Raw genomic sequence first — 19,765 nt, 5'->3', positions numbered from 1 at the left:
AGCTAATCACTTATCACTACTCCGTTAATCACTATTTAAAATACCATTAATACCATGAACCGTATTCCCCATTTGTTGATACCCGGATTATCACGATATGTCAGGCGGTGTACATATTCAACATGTAACAGCTTAAAAATGTTGTAAACACCTATACTTGCTTCCATATATGGTATTTTAGGGTCCATCACATGACTTGTGTACTGTCCGTCGCGCATCGGGAAAAGGAAGAGGTCGGGGTTATTACTTTTGAAGGGATTGTTCTTATCTGTCAGTGTACCCCATAAGGTGCGGAAGCGGATCATTTCTCTCCACTTTAGCTTCTTCAATAAGGGGATGCGGTTGAATAGCTTTCCGTTCATGTCATACGACAATGAAAGGGAGGCGAAGCGGTCATTCAGGAATTCCATGTTGTTGATAAGACAGAATGTTTCGCGCTGTGTAATGTACGAAAGATTGGCTTCCGGCAATATCAACAATGGGAAGGGAACCGTATTCCATTCGACTCCCCCTTTGAGGCTGATATCTACTTTACCCCAGGACGAAGGGAGCCATACACGTTTCCAGATACTTGCTTCGGTACGGTTAAAGTTATATTCGCCACCCAATACTCCTTTGAAACCGGCCGTATGGGTCAGGGTAAAGATAGGAGCATCCAGTGACACCGGGATACGGCGTTGCTTGGAATTTACAAAAGCTTCTCCCGGCGCATATCGTAAGGTTACACTTGCTTCGGCAGTGGTAATGTCGTGAATTGGTTTTTCATTGGGTAATGGCATCTTGTCTGCGCTACTGTTGTTCGCCCAGTATTTCAGATTACCTGTCGGTTCATCATTACGATGACGGAGCATGCTTTTTACACCAAAACCTGTCGGGGTTTCCAGTTCATAGTTAATAGCAACATCACGCATATACGACATTTGGTCTACGGTTGTAGTCTTGAACGACACGAACACGTTGTCTTTATCCGTAAACAAGAATTTATCCATTGGAGACATAACGTCGTAACTGTAAGTGGCAGAGATGAAATGTTTTGGGAACTCCCAGACTACATAATCGCGTTTATTGAACGAATAGGTCAGTGTCCCACTATACTTCCAGCGATGATCTTTGAAACCATAAGCTCCATAACCGCTCAGGAACCAGTGCGGATTGAGATTGGCAGTGGTCATGGCGCTCAGTCGTAAGCGTAAGCCGTCTACATAGTTATTGGATATCATCGTATTAATAGGCCCGATATCGACTTTACTGGGCTTCTTAGGGCCGGTAGTTTCCACGAAGTTTTCAATCAATGCTTTGGCTCCGAAAATGATGTACTTGAATCCCGGAATCTGTTCTATCCGGTTCATGAACACATCCATGCTGCTTTCTGTTTTGGTGAGCGGCACCTGGCGAACTTCCGCCCAGTATTCGTCGCTCTTTGACAGCATATCGGCCTCTTTGATTACCGAACCTTTCAGGCGGAAAAGCCTTTGTTCAATAGGATCGAACTTATAATTGCTGTATTTCGTTGTTCGCTGTACCTGTAGCCCCCCCATTGACTTTACCAAAGAGAGGTCTACCAGCATATCGTCATCCATTAAGACCCAGTTTCCGTTGGGTAACTGTTCGTATTGTTGCACAATGTCCAGTTGATTGACAAAGTTAACGCCTGTTTTCTTGGGTAGGTTCATAACACACTTTTTGACGGCATATGTTGAATCCTTCAACACATACAAATGCCCCGTAAAACCGAAGTCCTGCGAGTTTTGGGGCACAAACGTGAGGTGTACACAGGTATCCCGTTCTACCGTCAGCGTATCCATCAGATAGTATTTATAGAAATTCAGTCCCTCTTTGGCAATAGGACTAGTGAAACGCCTTTGCAGCAGGCGGATATCGTCATCATAGATATTAACATTGGTAAATACATCCTGTAGTACGGTTCCAAGCATATCTCCTGTTGAGAAGAATTCATTGATACCATTGGAATTCATTCCTTTGATAATTGTCTTCTTACTTTCCGGACTTTTACGGAATACAGTTTGTGAGGATGTCTCCTGAATAGATATGGGAAGAATCAGGCTGTTAGTAGTTTCCGATACTTCAATCTGATCTTTTAGGAAAGAGTATTTCTTGTAGATGCCTTTCTCCAGCTTTTCGGGAGTGATATCGTTGAGAGACATCTTCATCTTCTCGTACTGATCATATTGATAGTAGTCGTTTACCTCCAGCTTTTGAGCCTTCTTATGCTCTATTACTTTTCGCATGAAGTCTACAGCCGGATTATTTTTCTTTGAGTACTTCTCTTTCTTTGGTTTTACAACGACCTCGGACAACATTACATCGTCCGGTACCATTTGTACATCCAATACTTTCTGTCCAGGAGTCAGTTTGATAACTTTAGTACGGTAACCAATGGATGAGAAGGTTACTTCGTTCCAGTTTTTACGGGTCTCTATCTGATATTCACCATTGGCATTGGACACTCCGCCAACGCCTTTCCCTTCATAGTAAACAGAAATATACATCAGTGGCTCGTGTGTGATTGAGTCTGTAATAACCCCCTTTAGCTGCGCAAAAGACTGTGACGCAGCAAATACGAGCAGAAATAAAAGGATAAGTTTTTTATATAGTAGCTTCATATACTTCAACATGAGGTGGCAAAGTTAACAAATTACTCTTGAAAACGTAGTTCTTAATAACCTTTTTTGTATTACTTTTGTCTCCTATAATTGTGATTGATAATGATTTCTATATTGATACCTACGTACAATGCTGTCTGTCTGCCGTTAATAGAGAAAGTACATAGTCAGGCAGTTGCTTTGCAAATCCCTTTTGAGATTTTGCTGGCTGATGATGCCTCCTGTGAAGACATTCGTCAACAGAACCGGAAAATAGCAGAATGGCAAGGTTGCCGCTATCTGCAAAAGGAAGAAAATCAGGGCCCTGCCCGTATTCGTAATTATCTGGCTTCGGAGGCACAATATCCTTATCTGTTGTTTCTAGACTCGGACGTCATGCCAGTATCCGACTTTTTCATTGCTGAGTATCTTAAGGTGGCTCGTCCCGGTCTGGTGGTTTGTGGTGGATTCGTTTATCCGCGTAAAAATATTCCCGCCAATGCCATATTACGTTATAAATATGGAATGGCTGTTGAAGAGCAGAGTGCTGAACAAAGAAATCGGGAGCCTTATAACCGCTTTATCAGCATGAATTTCATGATATGTAGAGATGCTTTTCTGAAGGTCTGTTTTGATGAATCATTCCATTTGGGATACGAAGATACATTGTTCGGAATGCAATTGGAGCAAGCGGGAGTAGAAATATTGCATATAGACAATGCGGTATATCATCTGGTGGAAGAAAACAGTGAACAGTTTCTTATGAAAATACGCAGGGCGGTCCGTAATCTTGACGGACACATTGACCAGATGCATTCGCATGTAAAGTTGTTACGATGGTATACTATTGTAAAACGTCTGCAAATGGTGCCTGTCGTCGTTTTCTTATTCAAGCATAATGAAAAAAGGCTGGTAAGCAATCTTACCAGCCAGCATCCTTCATTGAATCTTTTTGCTTTTTATAAGTTGGGGTATCTCTGTACCTTTCTTTCTGAAAAGAAATCAAGACAATAATATTTGCACAATCCTGTCGGCTGTCCGTCCGTCCCAGCGTTCGGGCAGTCCGCCGTGTTTCCATTCTCCCTTCATCAGTGTATCCATTGCTTTGCCCAGTGCGGCGGGATCTTCACCTACCAGCTCATTGGTTCCGATACGCCATGTTTCCGGATGTTCCGAGTAGTTGTTCAGTGTGATACAGGGAACTCCCAGGAATGTGGATTCCTCAGCCAGATTGCCAGAGTCTGTGATAATACCTTTTGCCTTATTCATCAGATACCCGAAAGAAAGATAACTTTGCGGAGGCATGATATGAAGGTTGGGAGCAGAGATACTCAGCTCTTTGATTGCATCACGTACATAGGTATGCACTGGGGCAACAATTGGCGTGCCGGCCGCTTTCTCTATAATTGTTTCCATCAGTCGGCGCAGGTTCTCCTTTTTGTTCAGCAATACCCGTCTGTTGAGGGTGAGCAGAAGATAATCTCCTTCTTCTACACCGAGTACGGAAAGCCAAAGCGGACGAATAAAGTGATTACGATTATAGCGGATGTTATCAATAAGAATATTTCCTACATAATATACATTGGCTTCCTCCGTTCCGGTCTGGTTTAGATTGCGGTTTGCTACCATGCCTGCCGTAAACAGATAATCGGATAGCCCGTCAGTGATCATCCGGTTTACTTCTTTGGGCATGTTCATGTCAAATGAGCGGGTACCGGCTACAAGATGCGCTACTTTAGTTCCCTGTTTCTTGGCAACGATGGCACAGCTCATTGTAGCTGTAAGATCATCGACCACAAGAACGATATGTGCGGGATTCTCTGTCAGTTCCTTGTCGAAAGCAACCATAATGCCCGAAGCTAATTGAGTGGCATTGCTATCACTAACTCCCAGAAAAACATCCGGTTGCCTCATATGGAGGTCGGCAAATAAAGAAGCGTCCAAACTGGTATCATCGCGTCTTCCGGTGTATACCAACCGGTAAGAGATTCTTCTACCTTGCGCCCGTGCAGCATCAATGGCACGTGTGATAGGCGCTATTTTCATAAAGTTAGGGCGGGCCCCGGCAACAATAGTTATTTTCATATCGCTCTTCTATCTATTTTTCTGAAAACAAAAGTACGCTTTCTTGCGGAATTATTTGTTCCTTTGCAGACAAAAAAAAGTAGTATATGCCAACATTCGTTCAAATTCTGGATTTTATAGGTACGTTTGCTTTTGCAATCAGTGGTATTCGTCTGGCTTCTGCCAAGCGCTTTGATTGGTTCGGGGCTTATGTGGTGGGCCTGGCTACTGCCATTGGCGGTGGTACTATTCGTGATGTATTGCTTGGGGTTACTCCCGGGTGGATGACGAATCCCGTCTATCTGATCTGTACGGCAATGGCTCTGTTATGGGTTATTTTCTTTGGTAAACATCTGATTCATTTGCATAATACATTTTTTGTGTTTGATAGTGTCGGTCTGGCTCTGTTTACCGTAGTAGGTGTGGGAAAGAGTATAGCTTTGGGATACCCATTCTGGGTTGCAATCATGATGGGTAGCATTACCGGTGCGGCAGGCGGTGTGATCCGTGATGTGTTTATTAATGAGATCCCTTTGATATTTCGTAAAGAGATTTATGCCATGGCATGTGTGGTAGGTGGTGTTGTATATTGGATGTGCCACCTTTTAGGACTGGACTCTGTCGTAACGCAAATTATAAGTGGATGCAGTGTCTTTGTAACGCGCATTCTGGCAGTAAAGTATCAAATTTGCTTGCCGATTTTGAAGGGGGAGGAGGAAGAATGATATATAAAGTGGGTTATAAGGTTACCCTCCATTACTTTACAATCTCATAACCTTATAACCCTACAACTCTATAACTCTTTCTCTTCCATTTCTCCCGAGAAACTTATCGATTCACGGTTTTGCATGTTGACGTTGATGCTGGTTGAACCATTGGGATAGATGGTTAAGCTGAACTTAAACCTGTCTTCCGGGCTACGGGCAATAAATTCGATCTTTGCAGCTCCCTTCTTATTCATTTTCATTTCGTATTTATCAAGGGGTGCTTTAAATATCAATCCGTCGCCTCCACCATAAGGGATGGAGTATGCGCGTCCATAGAAAGGCAGATACGAAATAACAGAATCATTTCTTATCTCCAGGGAATAAGGTGAAGATAAGTAGACAGTCTTACCACGGCGAGGATAGGCGGTACTCACACTAATTTTATACTTCTCCGATACAATCTGTTCTTTCACAGCTTGTTCTCTCTGTTCTTTTTGCTCTTTCTTACTTTGAGCAGAAACTCCGGATAAACCGATAATCAACAGGAGCATTAAGATAATAGTACGTTTATTCGTTTTCATATCGCTACTCTTTTTAATTACTAACATTCAAATATACTAAAATACAGATTAACTGTACTTTATTTAATGAAATTAAACAGAAAAAGGAGGAAGTAGTTATAATGTTTAATGTCCGGAAATGAAAATCCCTGCCTGTAATAAATGTATTACAAACAGGGATTGCATATTATCAGTTACTTTTCAGTTCTTAGAACAGTGCATCTTTGGTATTGAACAGTTTCTTCTCTGTTAATCTTACCACTTTACCGAATTTCTTCAGTTCTTCTACATTGATATCCTTCGGGTTACCCATGATACCGATAGCAATTGGTTTGTCTTTGATGTTTTCTTTATAATACTTCATTATATCATCAAAAGTCAAAGCATCAATTTTCGGTATGTTTTCAATAGCGGGATCCTGTGTATATCCCACTCTCTTATACTGTTCAAAGTATTGAGCTTTATCGCGGAAGTCCGGATGTGTAGTAAGTGCTTCCTGGCGCAGATAACTCTTGATATTGTCCATACGATCCGGATTTTCCGGCATATTACGCAACAAATCCATGTAAAGAGCTAATGCTTCATTGGCTTTGTCGTTTTGTGTTCCGATTTGCCCGATAAAAGTAGTTGGATATCCCGGAAGGATAGGCGTTGTAACTACTCCATAAGCGGTATAAACCATAGAACGCTTTTCACGAAGCTCACTTAATACCAGCCCGTTGAAATCTCCGGAGAAGTATTGGTAGAATGCATCGCGCAATACATCATCCTTTTTGTCATAGTTTGCTGTCGGCATGAAGAAATAGATCTGAGCTTGTTCTGCGTCTGAATTCGGCAGGAAATAAACCGTGTTTTCTGTAACGGGAGCAATTGGTTTCACTTGTGGTGAATCAGTTGGTTTTTCATTAGCCACCAACGGAAGGTTTTTGCTCAGGATTTCATATACATTGTCGAAAGGCAACGTACCTGTATAGTAGATTTCCGCTTCATAATTGGAGGCACGGTTGATATCGCCTGTCAGTTCTGATATCTGTAATTCCAGGATTTGTTTGTCAGTCAGTTCGTCTATGAAAGGAGATTTATCTCCATAACGGATGTACTGATTCAAAGCAGCACCCAGGGTCTGTACATTGTCTTTACGCTGTTGACGTGATCCTAGTGTACTACCTTTGATGCGGCTTAACTGTTTTTCGTCCAGTTTAGGCATTAAGATCTGGCGAGCAAGTAGTTGGCAGGCTTCCGGAAGATTGTTCTCGTATCCGCGCATTGAGATGTACAGATAGTCATCACCGGCAAATACATTACAACTGACATTCAGCTTGCTAAGTTCCTTTTTCAATTCTTGCGGTTCGTAAATTCCCATGATACCTGCATTATTCATTAAGCTGGCTGCAATACCAATTTTAGGGAATGTGCGTTCTCCCGCACCATATTTCAGTGTCAGGCTGAATACTTCGTTTTCCGAATTGGGAGTGTAGAACAGTTTAGAACGGTCATTGATCCGTTTAGTCTGTACTTCACCGAAATTCATAAATTTTTCTTCTACCTGACCGATAGGTAAGTTCTTGAATTGTTGTGCATAGAGTGACTGTTTGCCTACAGGAGGTTCGATAGGTTTGTATCCTGGTTTCTTTATTTTGGCATCTTTACTTAATTTGCCTTTTTCTATATAAAGAGCCAGATAATCATTGCTTAGGTATTGTTTGGCTACGCGCTTAATATCATCGATGTTGATGGCCATGATTTCATCTTTGTAGTTGAGTACCTGTCCCAGATCTTCTTCATTGATAAAAGCTTGTAAAAGAATAAGTGCTTTGTTTTCACTTGCTTCCATAACCTGATCAAATTCGCGGCACATATTGGTTTTGATGGCATTAATGATCCAATCTTCCACTTCACCATTAGCAATCTGCTGAATCGCTTTCAATGCTTTCTTCTCGGCACTCTTGTTTGATTCAAAACGTCTTTGGTTTTCATCATACAATGGAGTTACTGCTATTTTGCAACGACCTTGCTGACGATTGGCTTCCAGAGATGCGGAACCATTTGTTATTTCACCATCAATTGATAGTTTATCGAGTGCTCCGGTAGCACTACTGTTGTGTAATAATGCAAGTGCTATTTCCAGGGGTTTTTCATCCGGATGTCCGGCTGGCACACCTTTGTAAATCATACATACTGATGGATATTGACCAATTTTAGCCGTATATTGTGTACGCCCTTTGATATTCAGATCAGGATAGGTTTTACGTTCGGGGGTTACTTTTTGAGGAAGACGGCCGAAAGTAGATGCTATTCTTCCACTGATCTGGTTGGCATTTACGTTACCTACCAGAACCAATACCATGTTTTCTGCTGTGTACCAGTCATTGTAAAACTTGATTAACTGGCTTAACCGAGGGTTTTTCAGATGTTCGGGCAAACCAAGTACCGAACGTGAGTAAGGGTGTCCTTCGTACGCTTTACTCTGAATAAAATCGTATTGCACGCGCCAAGGATTATCCTGCCCGCGGTTGTATTCTTCATATACCGTTTCCAACTCAGATTGGAAGGTACGGAATACCGGATTCAGAAAACGCTGAGAAGAGATTTCCAGCCATTTGTTAATCTGAAAAGCGGGGAAAGAATTATGGTAATAGGTTAAATCCATACCTGTAGCAGCGTTTAGATTTTTACCTCCCATACTTTCCATCAGGTTAGAAAATTCGTTAGATACGCTTACCTTTCCGGCCTGAATAGTCAACTCATTGATTTCTTTACCAATGGCTTCTTTTTTTACCGGATCGGATTCATCGGCCATTTCATCATACTTGGCGATGATTTGTTGGTAAATAGGTTCTTCTGCAGCCCAGTCGAGTGTACCAATTTTGTCGGTTCCTTTAAACATTACATGTTCCAGATAATGAGCCAGTCCGGTATATTCGGCAGGATCGTTAACTGCCCCTGTACGTACTCCTACCAATCCGAATACGTCAGACTTCGTGTTGTCTTCCCATATATATACGGAAAGGCCGTTTTTCAGCTTAAATGCTTTCAGTCCTTGCCCAAATGACGGGACAGAAACTGCTATCGCAGCCAAAAGGATGAGAGATTTGATTAGTTTCATAAAATAATTAAATAAAGTGTTTTTATGTATATGTAGGCAAAGCTATGAAAAAATCACAAAAGAACTACGAAAACCTCGGAAAAATAACATTGTGATTACAAATAAGTAATACATCACAATTGATTATTATTGAAACGCAGAATTCTAAGACCTGCGCAAATATTTGTGCAAGAAAAAACAGTTAAATAAGTTAAATGGGTTGCTATCTAGTGTAGCAGCCTGTTTAACTTTTATATGTATTCAACTCCACAAACGGCGTTCCTCTTTTGACAACTGCAAACATTCTACATATCAATTTAAACTTCACAGCATTCAATACCACTCCCAAAGCTTTTCCCTGCATTGTCTTACGAATATAATATTCTTTCAATTCCTTGTCCCATACAATTGCAGACTTTGCAGCTTGCGAAAGGTCCGCTTTCAAGAGTTTTGCCCCTATATGGGAAACTCTGGTGGCCCCCTTGACTGAGGTTCCCGAAGTATGTTCAAAGGGGGCAATGCCCAAGTAACAGGCATACTGTCTTGCCGTTTCAAACGCTTCAAAGTTATTTGTGTGTATGAGGGTGGAAATGGCATTGACACTTCCAATACCCTTTATGCCGGTCAGCAATTCATAATTTTTTGCAATAGCCGGATCTTTTCCGACCAGTGCAATCATTTCTTCTTCCACAGTTTTAATTTCTCCTTCCAACACATCCACCATATTTTGAGCGCGTAGCAGAGTACTTGTTCTGGGACGTTCCTTGTTGTCAGTCAACAAGGCCTTATATTCAGCCTGCTGTGTGACAAAGCGCTTCCTCTCAGCCGACAAGTCCTGCAAACGAAGTACGGTACTTCCTGAAAGTTTAGAATAGGTAAGTTCTTCCCGATGAAGATAGGTGAAATAGGCAATCCGTTCGGCATCCACCTTGTCGTTTTTGCCACGAACCAGACCTAATGAACGTTTCAGATGCAAAGGGTTAAACGTACAGTAATCGATCTGGTGTTTTTCCAAATAAAGCCGCAAATCAAAACTGTAAGTGCCTGTATGCTCCAGACCGACAACGATCTGGTCAAGTGCTGCCTTTTTCTTTTTAAGCCAGGATAGTAAGGTATCATATCCTTCCTTGCTGTTGGATAACTGTTTGTAATTCTCAGTGTCCGCATGTTTCTTTGCAGAGTCATAAATAACCACATCCAATGTTTTTTTGGATACATCAATGCCGATAAACCAATTCTTTTTCATAATTTTGTTGCAACATTATTGTTAACCATAGGTTGAACTCACTAAATCCTTTAATAGGCTAACGACCTAAAATTCTAATTGGGACGATTCAACTGAAAAGGAAAGCAGGACTAATTCTGCGTATAGGACTTCTGCCTAGATAACGCAATAGGTCACCTGCTTTCCTTGGTTAACTTGTTTTAACTACAAAGATAATATTTCAACCTCTATTTATTATGATGCAAATCTAAAGGATTAACGCAGATTTTCACAAAAGGAAGCAAATGTATGATAAATAACTACAGTCTTTTAATCTGTGTTCATCTGTGTTAATCCGCGTTCCAACGAACCATCGCCTGTCGAACTTCCCTGTGCGGGAAGCACATTTTACGAGTGGGTTGGCAATATATCCTTCACATTAACGTTTTTTTATTAAGACACGAGAGATCAATACGATAATGATTGAATAAAAGATCTGTTAATTATGAAGAAACAAGAATACACACCGTCTCCTATAGATGTCAGCGATGTTCAGCTGCCGGAGGAATTGAAAAAACTATCCGAACTTTTAGCGAAGAATGTGCACGAAACCTGGTCTGAAGCCCGGATGAAGGAGGGATGGCGTTTTGGCCCGGAACGAAATGATGCCGCAAAAGAACATCCGTGTCTTATCCCTTTTGAAGAACTGCCGGATTCGGAAAAGGCTTATGACCGGATTACTGCCGAAGGAACACTTAAATTAATACTTTCACTGGGCTTTAAAATTACCAGGTAGATGGATGTTAAACGAAGAATCAGAGAAATTTTTTCCCAACAGGGAATAGATCGGATCATCTGTGGAGGTCTCTGGCCTCAGATTGGATTATTGGTATCTGTTATTGTTGTTGTCTTGTTCTTTGCCGGGCTTTGGGCTTTGTTGTTGAGGGTTAACCTGAACACCAGTGATGGATTCTGGGATAATATCTGGGCTATCTACAACAACTTTGTTGATTCGGGCAACCAGATTGTCGAAAATGAAGTCGGTAATCGTTTCTTTGCATTCTTTGTGAGTCTTTTTGGTTCCGTATTGATGGGCGGTGTTCTTATCTCTACCGTTTCAAATATTATTGAACGTCGGGTAGAGAGGGTTCGAAAAGGTGAGATGAATTATAAAGATATCAGGAATCATTATGTCGTTATAGGATATAGTGAAGTGACCTGTACGCTTATAAATAGATTATTGGAACGCACTACTGCCGGAGGAGAATGTCATACTGTTATTTTAATGACTTCACAACCCATTGATACTGTCCGGGCAAAGATCAATACCCGTCTGGATAGGTGTAAAGAGAAATTTTTGAAGCTCTACTTTGGGGAGTCGGATTCTATAGAAGATCTTTCCAGGCTAAACTTGGATGTAGTAAAGGAAGTGTATGTTTTGGGAGACCAGAATGATTTTGGGCGGGATTCAAAGAATATAACCAGCATCAAGCTCATTTGCCAATTACGTGGTGAGGGGCACGAGCTGCTTCCCGTTTATGTTCAGATAGACCGCATTCCCTCTTATTCTAATATTCAGAAGCTTTCTTTACCCAAAGAATACCTTTATTATACGAAGCAGCAAGAGAATAGGAAGAGGGATAGGCCGACGGAAGAAACAGGTGAAGCGGAAGCAGCAGGTAAGGTTGTTAGCAAACAGGTGATTGTATTCCGTCCTTTTAACTTCTATGAAAACTGGGCGCGTCGTCTGTGGAGCCTTTATGCACTTGAAGATACCGGAAGTCCGTATGCCCCTCTCGATTATGTTCCTATAACCAAAGAGAGTAAACAATATGTGCATTTGGTTATTGTTGGGTTCAATCGCATGGGGCGTGCTTTATTGCTCGAAGCCCTGCGTATTTGTCATTATCCCAATTACGATGAATCTTTGCCGGATGATCAACGTATTAAAACTAAAATAACGGTTGTTGATAAGAATATGCATTGTCTTCTGGATTATTTCCGGACTCAGTACCCCTACATCGAAAGTCAGATCAAGGATATCGATATTGATTTTCAGGACAGGGATATTTGCAATCCGGAGTTGCGGGAGCAATTGGCAAAGGCGGCATGTGATCCCAATCAGTTGCTGACCGTGGCCATTACTATTAAAGAACCGGATTTAAGTTTGTCTGTTGGATTGAACCTGCCTATCAATATGTATAAGTGTAAGGCACGGATTCTTATTCGTCAGGAGTTACTGCAGGGGCTGGGTGATTTGATTCGTTTTGACTCCGAAGTTAAATCGGTTGATGAAGAGAAAGGAGAAAAAAAGAACCGCTTTGAGTACGTACATATATTTGGCATGCTCGATAAAGGACTTAATATGGAAATGCTGAATGATACCATTCCGATGTTCATCAACGAAAACTACAATCGTAAAGGATTTATTTCAGATTTGTACCGGGCATATACCGGGAATAATGATGTGGAATACCGGGCATTGGAGGAGACGGCAAAGCAACACTGGTTTGAATTACAGGAAGTGATGCGTTGGTCCAATCGGTATCAGGTAGATATTTATCGTACTTACCTGCGTTCGATGGGGTATGATTTAAAGAAGAGTACCTCCAAAGTATATAAAGGATTTAAATTGTCTCTGTCTGAAGAGTGCATGAAAATATTTATGCAGACAGAGCACCTACGCTGGAATGCCGAACGTACAATTGCCGGATACAAGGCAGGTGAAGTAAGAGATTCGGTATATAAAATACATCCGCATATCCGCCCCTATTGTGAACTGTCGAAAGAGGTTCTGATGAATGATCAACGAGTGATAGATGCTTTGCCTAAACTGGTACAAATGGCAGGCTATGAGATTGTGGAGTTGCAATCGGTTTAATGTTACTGTCTCTTTTCTTAATTCGTCCTTTTAAAGAAAACAAACGCCCAACTGATTTACGGATTCCTCTCTTATCAGTTGGGCATATCACATTGGTGTGGTTAAAGTGGCAGACTGAATGCATATGAAGCTCGCAACATTCCAATAGAGAAAGTCCCTTCTCTGTTATTGATTAAATGGAAAGCCGGTTGCAGATTGAAATTTCTTTTCATACAGATCTTCCAGGTTAACTCGCAAGTAACTTCGCGTCCATATGTATATCGGGCACAATTGATAAACGTTCCCAATGCGTTCTCTTTAGAACTGAATACGATATTTGAGAGTGTTACTCCAAATCCTGTATATCGTTTGCATCCCATATTTATTGATAGGTTAGCGGAGTACTGTGCGAGGAGGTTTATCTCTTTTTGATTCTTTTTGAACAGGCATTGTTCAAGATAAAACCATCCGGAAAAGTTTATTTTCTTTTTTTCCAATGTTTGTTCTCCATTCTCATTATTATTATACAACCTATTATGTATAGTAAAACCACCAGAATACAAGCCATGATAAGTTCGGTTTTGTTGGTAAGAAAGTTCTGATATATTAAAAATACCTTCCCGAGAAGGACAGATAGAAAACACGCTGTTTCCTTTCTCAAATACTTTGTGAGCCACTCCGTTATAAAGACTGTACTGTAGCTGCCAGTGATTATTTATTTTATAATCCAGATGTATACACATTGCCGACAATGGATAATTTCCTAACGGATAATTGGCCGAAATAGTAGGGAAAATACCACAGGAACTGTTGGTAAACAGAGCTGTACAAGGTGACACGAAATAATCTTCATTGACATTGCGAATCCCGGTAAACAGTAATATATCTCTGATTTTTTGTGTATATCCTAAAATAGCTAATCCGTAAGCCATATTGGTCTCTTCTATATTAGAGAATGTCTGCCAGTTGTTGGCAATGGGCTGGGCACTGGTTTTAAATATATGGATTGAAGCATAATTAAATCTACCACTCTTTCCTATATCTATTGAAGTCTCAAATCTCAGGAGATTGACCCAGTTCGCCGAACTCTTGAAATTGTATTGTACCTCTGTCGTATATGTAGTACCAATTGTTTGAGCAGATATACAGGGAGTTATCCCTGTATATCCGGCCAATAACAGAATAATTTTTTTCATACTTTCGGGATAAGTTTTAGAGCCAACGTACAAATCGTTTAATATACCACACTTTTACAACTTGTGTCAATGCACAATAACTGAGCAGAATACCTATCAGCCAGGGAAAGTAGCTCAATGGCAGTGGCATAAGTCCTATTGAAGCACCAAACCTGGTGAAGGGTATCACGATACCTACAGCCATGATAAAGAAAGTGAGTCCCATTACCGGCCATGTTGCCCGGCTTTGGATAAAAGGAATTTTTCTTGTTCGTATCATGTGTACAATAAGGGTTTGTGAGAGTAATCCTTCAATGAACCAGCCGGACTGAAATAGGGTCTGGTGTTCAGGGCTATTACATCCAAAGGCATACCACATAACCAGATAGGTGATAATATCAAATATGGAGCTGATAGGTCCTATACATATCATGAAACGGCTTAGGTCAGAAGCATCCCATTTACGTGGCTTGCGTAGATATTCCGGGTCCATACGGTCAAATGGGATCGTTGTCTGTGATATATCGTATAGCAAATTCTGTATCAGTAAGTGAATGGGTAACATGGGTAGAAAAGGTAGGAAAGCGCTTGCTGCCAATACACTAAACATATTCCCAAAGTTAGAACTTGCTGTCATTTTGATATATTTGGTGATGTTGCCAAAAGTTTTCCGTCCTTCGAGTACCCCATCTTCCAATACCATCAGATCTTTTTCGAGCAGGATGATATCAGCACTTTCTTTTGCTATATCTACAGCTGTATCCACTGATATACCGACATCCGATTGTCTTAACGCTGCCGCATCATTAATTCCATCTCCCAGAAATCCTACTGTATTGTCTTGTTCTTGCAATAACAGGATGATTCTTGTTTTCTGTAGTGGCGTGAGCTTAGAAAACAGAGTTGTGTCCGGTAGATGCTCTTTCAGTTCATCGTCCGTCATTTTCTCAATATCCATTCCTGTCAGTGAATGAGATGTATTGATTCCTACTTGTCTTCCAATGGTTTTTACAATAGCTTCATTGTCACCCGACAGTACTTTTACTTCTACTCCATGTTCGTGCAGCTGCCTGATAGCGTTGGCTGCAGATGCTTTGGGAGGATCCAGAAAAGCCAGGTATCCGATAAGAACCATTTCCGTTTCGTCCCCGACCGCAAAGTCATGTTCTTTCTCGATAAAACTCTTTTGTGCTACTGCCAGTACCCGCATTCCTTCTTTATTCATCTGTTCGCTGATAGTGATTGCCTTTTGTCTGATTTCGTCCGTCATCCGGTGTACGGTTCCATCAAATTCGGCATATGAGCAGATGGCCAGTACTTCTTCCATGGCTCCTTTGGTTATGATCTGTCGTTTCTGCTGGTTATCTTCAATAACTACAGACATACGGCGGCGGGTGAAGTCGAAAGGTATTTCGTCTACTTTCTTGTAGGAATCTTTCAAGTGCTCCATTTGTAACTCTTTTACGTGTGACAAGATGGCTTTGTCCATCAGGTTCTTCAACCCTGTTTGGAAGTAACTGTTGAAGTAGACATGTCTCAGAATGCGTTTTTTTTCATCACTACTACCGTCAGCATTTATATATTTCTCTAATACGATGTTGTCACAGGTGAGCGTTCCTGTTTTGTCTGTACAAAGGATATTCATTGCTCCGAAATTCTGAATGGCATTTAGGTTCTTTACAATCGTTTTTTTCTTGGACATAGCAACTGCACCCTTAGATAGGTTGGCAGAGATAATCATAGGAAGCATTTCCGGTGTTAACCCTACTGCTACCGATACGGCGAAAATGAATGCACTAAACCAGTCTCCTTTTGTCACTCCGTTTATCAGAAAAACGAAAGGAACCATGACCAGCATAAAACGAATCAGCAGGAAACTCACTTTACTGACTCCTTTATCAAAAGCGGTTTGTGCCCGTACTCCTGTAATACTTTTGGCAATAGTACCCAGATAAGTGTTTATTCCTGTCTGGAAAACAATCCCCTTAGCCGATCCGCTTATTACAGTAGATCCCATATAGCAGATGTTATCCAGTTCCACCACACTTCCTTTGCGGTACTTGTTGTCTTTTGCTTCGGGATATTTTTCTATCGGCTCCGATTCTCCCGTCAGAGAAGATTGACTGATGAAGAGATCTTTGGATGCGATGATGCGTATATCTGCCGGAACCATATCTCCGGCGGCCAGGTATACAATATCTCCTGGTACCAGTTCTGTGATATCTATTTCTTCTTCGTCCGGTATGCCGATTCGTTTCACACTACAGGAATTCTTTACCATTTTCATTAGGGCATTGGTTGCTTCTCCGGCTTTCCATTCCTGCCAGAAACGTAGTACTGCACTGCATATTACCATAGAGGATATGATAATAATTCCGGTCCATTCTTGTTCTCCCGGTTCTGCCATCCATACGTCAATGACCAGTGAGATAACGACCAAGGCCGTTAATACTCCGATAAACGGATTGATGAACGCTTTGCAGAACACGATGATCGGACGTTTTTTCTGTTCATGAATCACCTCATTCTTACCATACAGTTGTTGCCGTACTTTTACTTCATCGTCCGTCAAGCCATACTTCGTAGTCTGGAAGTATGAATATGCCAATTTTACCGGTTGGGTAGCAGCCAGAAATACCTTCTCGGCATTAAACTGCAAATTCTGATTGTTCTTTTTCTTTCTCCGGATCATAATACTTTCTCTGTTTTAAACGGTTCATATTAAAGTTTTGACGGCACAAAAGTAGAAACGACTCCGTAAAGGAGCCGTTAGAGTATTATTAGAGTGGAATTAGAAAACTATTAGAGTTTTTCTCAGATGTGTGGTAATTCTACCGTATAAGTGGTGCCTTCTCCCAACTGGGAGTTTACTTCAATCTTACCATGATGCAGTGTTATTATTTTCTGAGTCAGTGACATGCCAATACCGTGTCCGTCAGTATAACTTCGGTTTGCTCCTCTGTAAAACGGAGTGAACAGGTGGGTTTTATCTTCGTCTGATATACCTATACCATTGTCTGAAAAACGGATAATGGAACTTGTTTGCCAGAAAGAAATCTGGATAAAAGAAGTCTGGTTCTTGGAGAACTTACAATTGTTCTCTATCAGGTTTACAAAAGCGGTCGTTAACAGATAACTGTTTCCGAGGACGGTAATCACTGAATCATCTTCAGCCTCCTGTTCAAAAATAAGTTCTACTTTATAGTTGGGATTAGCTTTCATAACCAACTCCCGTGCATCCAGCAATAATTCATCGAGGCGGCTATTTTCCATTTTTATCTGTTCGGGCAGATAGTCCGCCTTAGCCAGGTTTAATAATCCTTCTATGAGTTTCACAACACGATGAGAGTCATGTATAGCATTATTTATAGCCATTTCGTATTCTTGTGGTGTACGCTCTTTCAATAGGGCAAGCTCCAGTTCGGCTATCAGTGCTGCCATTGGTGTCCGGAGTTCGTGAGAGACATTGCTGACAAACATTTTCTGAGAACGAAAAGCCTTTTCCAGTCTGTCGAGCATTTGATTGAATGTGAGGCTTAGTTCTCCCAATTCATCTCTTTTCTTTTCAACCGGCAATCTTTTGTTGATTTGCTGGGCTGTTATACTTTCAACCTCCTTTACGATGTTAGATACGGGAGTCAACGCACTGCGTGCCAGCAGGTAACCTGCTGTTATGAGTATGCTGAGTCCCATTACCGAAAGGATAATCAGAATATCTTTTAGTGCTTTTTGATTTTCGTATCCGTAGCCGTCATAGGCAGCGGCTGTAATAATATAGGTTTGATCCTGAAAAATATACACCATCCCTATAGCCTGAAATTCACCCTGATAAAACTCTATTGACCTCTTTTTCAGAATTTGACTTATCATTTCCGGTGTTTCCTTTACGATGTCGTTTTGATAGGCGTCATGATATATCATCTCGAAAGAAGGGCTATAAACAGCTACCTCCACTTCATTGATAAACGCCGTGTTATTAATATAAATAGATTGCATCGTCCTTGCATCCACCTGATTTCTTAGAAATAGATGTGCTTTGGTTATACCCTCCTGCCTTAAATCACGAAAAAAGGTTTTACTGCGGCTATGCTCGCTGAAAAAATAAATAGCCAACATTGACAACAGAAAGATAGCTGCTGTCACGCTGGTGTATCGTAAGGTTAATTTGGTTCTGATTTTCATGTCTTATCAGTGAATATAAAGCCCATTCCTGCCTTGGTTTGAATTAACTTTATTTCAAAATTACGGTCTATCTTTTTACGTAAATAGTTGATGTACACATCTATAAAGTTGGTGCCTGTATCAAAATGAGTGTTCCATACCTTGTCTGCTATTTCTACACGGCTTAATACACGTTCTGCGTTTTCTACCATATAGACCAGTAAATTATACTCTTTAGGAGAGAGTTTTATTTCATACTCATTTCTGTATACGGTTTTACTTTTGAGATTAATCTTTAAATCGGCATAATTCAACTCTTCCGGTGCCTGCCGGACGTTTTCGGCAGAACGTTTTAGCAGTACATTGATACGTGCGTTCAGCTCTCTGAAATCGAAAGGTTTCACCATATAGTCATCTGCTCCGGCATCAAATCCTTCCAGTTTATCATCGGTAGAGCCCAGAGCAGTAAGCATGAGAATGGGGATTGACGGATTAATCTTTCTTATTTCTTTGGATAGTTCAAAGCCGTCTAGCTTGGGTAAAATTACATCCGAAATGACCAGATGAAATGTGTTTGACTTGAATATCCGTAACCCCATTATTCCATCAAACGCAACAACAACCTGATAGCCAGATTCTTCAAGTCCTCTTTTTAAGAGTTCGGCAACTCTCTGTTCGTCTTCAATAACCAATATCTGATACATAACTTCATGGATATTATTAAAGTATACAAAGTTAACTCATACTTTGCTGACTTTAATGCAACTTATTTATTATTTAACAGTTAGGGAGTAAATACTTTCTTGGGATAAAAATAAGGCTCCATGAGTATATACTCATGGAGCCTTTCTGGCTTTTATTTGTCTCTTTTATTTCACTCTTACGATGTCATAGTTCAAGTCGCTGACAGCTTCTTGCAGACTATCGTTTGATAATGTCAGAGTCGTATCATTGGCAATGACGAAGTATACGGGTTCGCTACCATCACTTGGGGTTAGTTTCAGAGCGGCTTTCTTTTTGTTTTTAACCGTTTTCTGAATCATCTGCGGCTTACCTTTTGAACTGAATGTTTTGTCTTTGCCCTGGCCTTCTGCATCCAGATAAGTCATATCCAGTGTGTAGGTAGTATCATTTGCATCGGCAAGCATATTGAGAGTCAATACGTAGCGAATACCCGGACCGTCAGCAGCAGGAAGGGTACCTTCATAAACTTCGGTTGCTTCTACTGTGGGTGACATTGCCTCAATGGCAAGACTGTCTGCTTCAGCCTCTGCGGCTTTGTTTGCTTTTGATTGGCATGATGCCAAAGCAGCTACGACGGCTGCCAACATAATTACTTTTTTCAT

At 41.0% G+C, this 19,765-nt stretch carries 14 protein-coding genes; 4 read left to right on the top strand and 10 right to left on the bottom strand.

The window, feature by feature from the left end; genetic code table 11:
• Positions 1 to 35: 35 nt before the first annotated feature.
• A complete protein-coding gene (locus tag HCG69_RS03725; protein WP_221648903.1) occupies positions 36 to 2,624 on the bottom strand; it encodes a DUF5686 and carboxypeptidase-like regulatory domain-containing protein in 2,589 nt (862 codons plus the stop codon).
• A 102-nt stretch (positions 2,625 to 2,726) separates the two neighbouring features.
• Between HCG69_RS03725 and HCG69_RS03720 the strand changes: the two genes are divergently transcribed.
• A complete protein-coding gene (locus HCG69_RS03720) occupies positions 2,727 to 3,617 on the top strand; it encodes a glycosyltransferase family 2 protein (RefSeq protein ID WP_025867272.1) in 891 nt (296 codons plus the stop codon).
• On the opposite strand, the gene HCG69_RS03715 is transcribed toward HCG69_RS03720, so the two are convergent.
• Entirely contained in the window at positions 3,606 to 4,688 is a 1,083-nt protein-coding gene (locus HCG69_RS03715; protein ID WP_025867273.1) for a UDP-N-acetyl glucosamine 2-epimerase, read from the bottom strand. The genes HCG69_RS03720 and HCG69_RS03715 overlap by 12 nt on opposite strands.
• Before the next feature lie 86 nt (positions 4,689 to 4,774).
• On the opposite strand from HCG69_RS03715, the gene HCG69_RS03710 reads away from it, so the two are divergent.
• Positions 4,775 to 5,392 carry a trimeric intracellular cation channel family protein gene (locus HCG69_RS03710; protein ID WP_002560604.1) on the top strand — a complete coding sequence of 206 codons (618 nt, stop codon included), beginning with the start codon at positions 4,775 to 4,777 and terminating at the stop codon, positions 5,390 to 5,392.
• Between the two features lie 68 nt (positions 5,393 to 5,460).
• Here HCG69_RS03710 and HCG69_RS03705 read toward each other — a convergent pair whose 3' ends face one another.
• The 3 genes from HCG69_RS03705 to HCG69_RS03695 form a co-directional block, all read right to left on the bottom strand.
• Positions 5,461 to 5,955, bottom strand: a complete 495-nt coding sequence (locus tag HCG69_RS03705; RefSeq protein ID WP_221648902.1) for a DUF4251 domain-containing protein — start codon at positions 5,953 to 5,955, stop codon at positions 5,461 to 5,463.
• A gap of 187 nt (positions 5,956 to 6,142) precedes the next feature.
• The gene (locus HCG69_RS03700) at positions 6,143 to 9,040 is read right to left on the bottom strand and encodes a pitrilysin family protein (protein ID WP_221648901.1); all 2,898 of its coding nucleotides are present in this window, start codon (positions 9,038 to 9,040) and stop codon (positions 6,143 to 6,145) included.
• Between the two features lie 223 nt (positions 9,041 to 9,263).
• Positions 9,264 to 10,265, bottom strand: a complete 1,002-nt coding sequence (locus tag HCG69_RS03695; protein WP_221648900.1) for an IS110 family transposase — start codon at positions 10,263 to 10,265, stop codon at positions 9,264 to 9,266.
• Between the two features lie 463 nt (positions 10,266 to 10,728).
• On the opposite strand from HCG69_RS03695, the gene HCG69_RS03690 reads away from it, so the two are divergent.
• A complete protein-coding gene (locus HCG69_RS03690; RefSeq protein WP_221648899.1) occupies positions 10,729 to 11,019 on the top strand; it encodes a RyR domain-containing protein in 291 nt (96 codons plus the stop codon).
• The gene (locus tag HCG69_RS03685; protein ID WP_221648898.1) at positions 11,020 to 13,104 is read left to right on the top strand and encodes a hypothetical protein; all 2,085 of its coding nucleotides are present in this window, start codon (positions 11,020 to 11,022) and stop codon (positions 13,102 to 13,104) included.
• A gap of 101 nt (positions 13,105 to 13,205) precedes the next feature.
• On the opposite strand, the gene HCG69_RS03680 is transcribed toward HCG69_RS03685, so the two are convergent.
• The 5 genes from HCG69_RS03680 to HCG69_RS03660 all read right to left on the bottom strand — a co-directional run bounded on the left by HCG69_RS03680 (position 13,206) and on the right by HCG69_RS03660 (position 19,765).
• A complete protein-coding gene (locus HCG69_RS03680) occupies positions 13,206 to 14,279 on the bottom strand; it encodes a carbohydrate porin (protein WP_221648897.1) in 1,074 nt (357 codons plus the stop codon).
• A gap of 16 nt (positions 14,280 to 14,295) precedes the next feature.
• Entirely contained in the window at positions 14,296 to 16,950 is a 2,655-nt protein-coding gene (mgtA, locus tag HCG69_RS03675) for a magnesium-translocating P-type ATPase (protein WP_221648896.1), read from the bottom strand.
• A 122-nt stretch (positions 16,951 to 17,072) separates the two neighbouring features.
• Positions 17,073 to 18,440 (bottom strand): ATP-binding protein, encoded by a 1,368-nt coding sequence (locus HCG69_RS03670; RefSeq protein WP_221648895.1) that lies wholly within the window; start codon positions 18,438 to 18,440, stop codon positions 17,073 to 17,075.
• Positions 18,437 to 19,123 (bottom strand): response regulator transcription factor, encoded by a 687-nt coding sequence (locus HCG69_RS03665; RefSeq protein ID WP_221648894.1) that lies wholly within the window; start codon positions 19,121 to 19,123, stop codon positions 18,437 to 18,439. Before HCG69_RS03665 ends, HCG69_RS03670 begins: the two co-directional genes overlap by 4 nt.
• Positions 19,124 to 19,288: 165 nt before the next feature.
• Entirely contained in the window at positions 19,289 to 19,765 is a 477-nt protein-coding gene (locus HCG69_RS03660) for a copper resistance protein NlpE N-terminal domain-containing protein (protein WP_007484795.1), read from the bottom strand.

It is taken from the genome of Bacteroides sp. K03 (genome assembly GCF_019734355.1).
GTDB classification, from domain to species: Bacteria; Bacteroidota; Bacteroidia; order Bacteroidales; family Bacteroidaceae; genus Bacteroides; species Bacteroides nordii.
This window is presented reverse-complemented; position numbering and strand designations above follow the sequence as displayed.